The organism is Microbacterium sp. ISL-103, assembly GCF_018613995.1.
GTDB lineage: Bacteria > Actinomycetota > Actinomycetes > Actinomycetales > Microbacteriaceae > Microbacterium.
The window spans coordinates 357-3367 of the sequence record NZ_JAGGPD010000346.1 but is presented as its reverse complement, the minus strand read 5'-3'; the positions used below and the strand labels follow the sequence as shown (position 1 = coordinate 3367).

The 3011-nt window shown below is 66.7% G+C and carries 5 protein-coding genes and 1 pseudogene; 4 read left to right on the top strand and 2 right to left on the bottom strand.

Translation table 11 applies throughout. From position 1 onward, the window contains the following. Positions 1 to 410 (bottom strand): annotated as a pseudogene (locus J7E68_RS12900) (hypothetical protein); the annotation flags it as partial. 227 nt (positions 411 to 637) lie between these two features. On the opposite strand from J7E68_RS12900, the gene rpsF reads away from it, so the two are divergent. Genes rpsF through rplI form a run of 4 tightly spaced genes read left to right on the top strand, consistent with a single transcriptional unit; the run spans position 638 to position 2296 of the window. After that, complete coding sequence (gene rpsF / locus J7E68_RS12895; RefSeq protein WP_029264265.1) at positions 638 to 1006, top strand: 30S ribosomal protein S6; 369 nt, start codon at positions 638 to 640, stop codon at positions 1004 to 1006. Positions 1007 to 1011: 5 nt separating this feature from the next. Beyond that, a complete protein-coding gene (locus tag J7E68_RS12890; protein ID WP_042541519.1) occupies positions 1012 to 1527 on the top strand; it encodes a single-stranded DNA-binding protein in 516 nt (171 codons plus the stop codon). A 50-nt stretch (positions 1528 to 1577) separates the two neighbouring features. After that, positions 1578 to 1832 (top strand): 30S ribosomal protein S18, encoded by a 255-nt coding sequence (gene rpsR / locus J7E68_RS12885; RefSeq protein WP_045253956.1) that lies wholly within the window; start codon positions 1578 to 1580, stop codon positions 1830 to 1832. A gap of 11 nt (positions 1833 to 1843) precedes the next feature. After that, entirely contained in the window at positions 1844 to 2296 is a 453-nt protein-coding gene (gene rplI / locus J7E68_RS12880; protein ID WP_215173192.1) for a 50S ribosomal protein L9, read from the top strand. Positions 2297 to 2564: 268 nt separating this feature from the next. On the opposite strand, the gene J7E68_RS19835 is transcribed toward rplI, so the two are convergent. Beyond that, on the bottom strand, positions 2565 to 3011 hold a 447-nt coding region (locus J7E68_RS19835; RefSeq protein WP_251048950.1), incomplete at its 5' end, for a chaplin family protein.

The following is a 3011-nucleotide window of genomic DNA, read 5'->3' as shown; positions in this document are numbered from 1 at the left end:
AGCGCGCTGATCTCCTGATCGTCGGACGACGGGTCGGCGACCTGCCACTCTCCGGTCGCGGTCTTGACCCAGGCGTCTTCACCGATGACGATGATCGAGCCGAAGCTCGTGTCGGTCTGGATCGCGTCGTCGGCCGGGCTGAAGAGGCTGGTCGACTCCATTCCGAGCGTGGTCATCTTCGCGGCGAATCCATCGGTGTCGGTCATCGCGGCGGTGACGCATTCCGCGAGGACGGCACCCTCGATGGTCGCACCGTCGGTCAGCTCGGGGCAGTCGGACTCGGGTGCGGTGGATTCCTCCGCACCGGCGGCGGGCTTCTCGTCGGCCGGCTCTTCAGAGCCCGCGGAACAGCCGGTGAGCAATACGGTGGCGGCCAGGACGATGCCGACCCCCCATTTGTTGACGCGCATGGCGCTTCCCCCTTCGGTCGCGCGCGCGCCGAGTGTCGGCACGCACGTCCTCCAGCATGCCAACTCAGGGGCCGACCTCGTGGAGGCAGGCCGGAGGTTTCTCCGCTACACTGTCAAGGTTGTCTGCCATCAGGCACCCACTCGGGTGGCTCGGCGGATGACGTGCACACACCCTCCTGCTTCCGGGAAAGTCCCGGAAGCCGTTCTAGTCCGAAGGAGGTGGGTAAGTGACGCACCAGTACGAACTCATGGTCATTCTGACCCCCGAGATCGACGAGCGCCAGGTAGCCCCTACGCTCGACAAGTTCCTGAAGGTCATCACCAACGATGGTGGCTCGATTGACAAGGTCGACATCTGGGGCAAGCGCCGTCTGGCTTACGAGATCCAGAAGAAGAACGAGGGCATCTACGCCGTCGTCAACTTCACGGCAACCAGCGAGGCCACGCAGGAGCTCGACCGTCAGCTGAAGCTGAACGAGCAGATCATGCGCACCAAGGTCCTCCGTTCTGAGGAAGCTCAGGCGATGGTCGCCTCGGAGGCCAAGCGCTCCGAAGAGAAGGCTGCCCGCAAGGCCGCCAAGGCTGCGAAGGCCTGAGTCCGATGGCCGGCGAAACAGTCATCACCGTGGTGGGCAACCTCACGGCCGACCCCGAGCTGCGCTACACGCAGAACGGACTGCCGGTGGCGAACTTCACCATCGCTTCGACGCCTCGGAACTTCGATCGCGCCGCCAACGAGTGGAAGGACGGCGAAGCGCTGTTCCTCCGTGCGTCGGTCTGGCGTGAATTCGCCGAGCACGTGGCGGGTTCGCTGACCAAGGGTATGCGCGTCATGGCGCAGGGCCGTCTGCGTCAGCGCTCCTACCAGGACCGCGAGGGCAACCAGCGCACCGCGATCGAGCTGGAGGTCGACGAGATCGGCCCCTCGCTTCGGTACGCGACCGCGCAGGTCACCCGTGCGGCGTCGACCGGTGGTGGCGGTGGCGGCGGCGGCGGACAGTCCCGTCCCGCTCAGCAGCAGCAGGTGTCGGAAGAGCCGTGGTCTACGCCCGGCTCGTCGACGAGCGCAGATGCCTGGAGCACTCCTGGCAGCTTCGGCGACGACACCCCCTTCTGAAACAGGATCTCCGGATGCCTCGGCATCCGTCTCATCATTAAGGAAAAACAATGGCTGGAAAGTCGAGCGGCGACCGCCGCAAGCCGCGGAAGGGCGCTAAGAACGCCGCTCCCGCGAAGTCGATCCGGGTCGGAGTCATCGATTACAAGGATGTCTCCACCCTCCGTAAGTTCGTCTCGGAGCGCGGCAAGATCCGTGCCCGTCGTATCACCGGTGTTTCGGTGCAGGAGCAGCGTCTGATCGCCACCGCGATCAAGAACGCGCGCGAGATGGCGCTCCTGCCCTACGCTGGCGCCGGCCGGTAAGGGGTATCGAGATGGCAAAGCTGATTCTCACGAACGAGGTCGCCGGGCTTGGTAGCGCCGGTGACGTGGTCGAGGTCAAGAACGGGTTCGCCCGTAACTACCTCATCCCCCAGGGCTTCGCTACGGCGTGGACCCGCGGTGGCGAAAAGCAGGTCGCTTCGATCCAGGCTGCTCGTCAGGCTCGCGCGATCCACGACCGCGACGAGGCCGTGGCCCTGAAGAACTCCCTCGAGGGCACCAAGGTGCGTCTGGCCGTCAAGGCCGGCAACGAGGGTCGCCTCTTCGGCTCGGTCAAGACCGATCACATCGCGGATGCTGTCGCAGCCGCGGGTCTCGGCTCGATCGACAAGCGCAAGGTGCACATCCCGTCGGCGATCAAGTCGATCGGTGAGCACGAGGCCACGGTTCGTCTGCACGACGACGTGACCGCAGTCATCACGCTGCAGGTCGTCGCCGCCAAGTAAGGCGCGACGCTCTCGAACGCCCCCTGTCCTTTGGGACAGGGGGCGTTCTGCGTGTCCGGGGCGTTCTCGTCGCAGTGGTGGGCGAACCGCTGAGGACGAAGGAGGGCGCGACGGATGCCCCGCGCTGGGGACGCGGGGCATCCGTGAGTTGTGCGGCATCGCAGACTGCGGGCTGGGCTGGGGACCCACGCTCATCGCGTCACGGATCCGCACACCGACGATGCCGCATCTCCTCCCCCGAGGATGACGGCACCGCCGGGGTCTGCGGCTAAGCCGTCACGTGACGACGGCGCAGCAGGCCGGCTCCGAGGAGGAGCAGGAGTGCAGCGACCGGTGCGAAGCCGAGCGAGGAGATGCCGCCGGTGGCAGCGAGTCCCTGGGCGGAGCCGGCGGCGGTCACGGCCGCCTCGCCGGTGACCGATGCGGTCACGGTCGTTCCGAGGTCCGTGCCCGGGCTCGTGCCGGGGTCGGTTCCTGGGTTGGTTCCGGGATCCGTTCCGGGGTCGGTTCCCGGGTCGGTTCCGGGGTCGGTTCCGGGGTCGGTTCCGGGATCCGTTCCAGGATCCGTTCCGGGGTCGGTGACCGTGGTCTCGCCGACCACCGAGATGGCGTTGCCGCCGATCGTGATCGGAAGAGTGATCGGGGCGGTGACCTGGGTGCCGCCGAGGATGCCGTCGTCACCCGATGTGGTGGAACCCGTTCCGGTTCCGGTCGT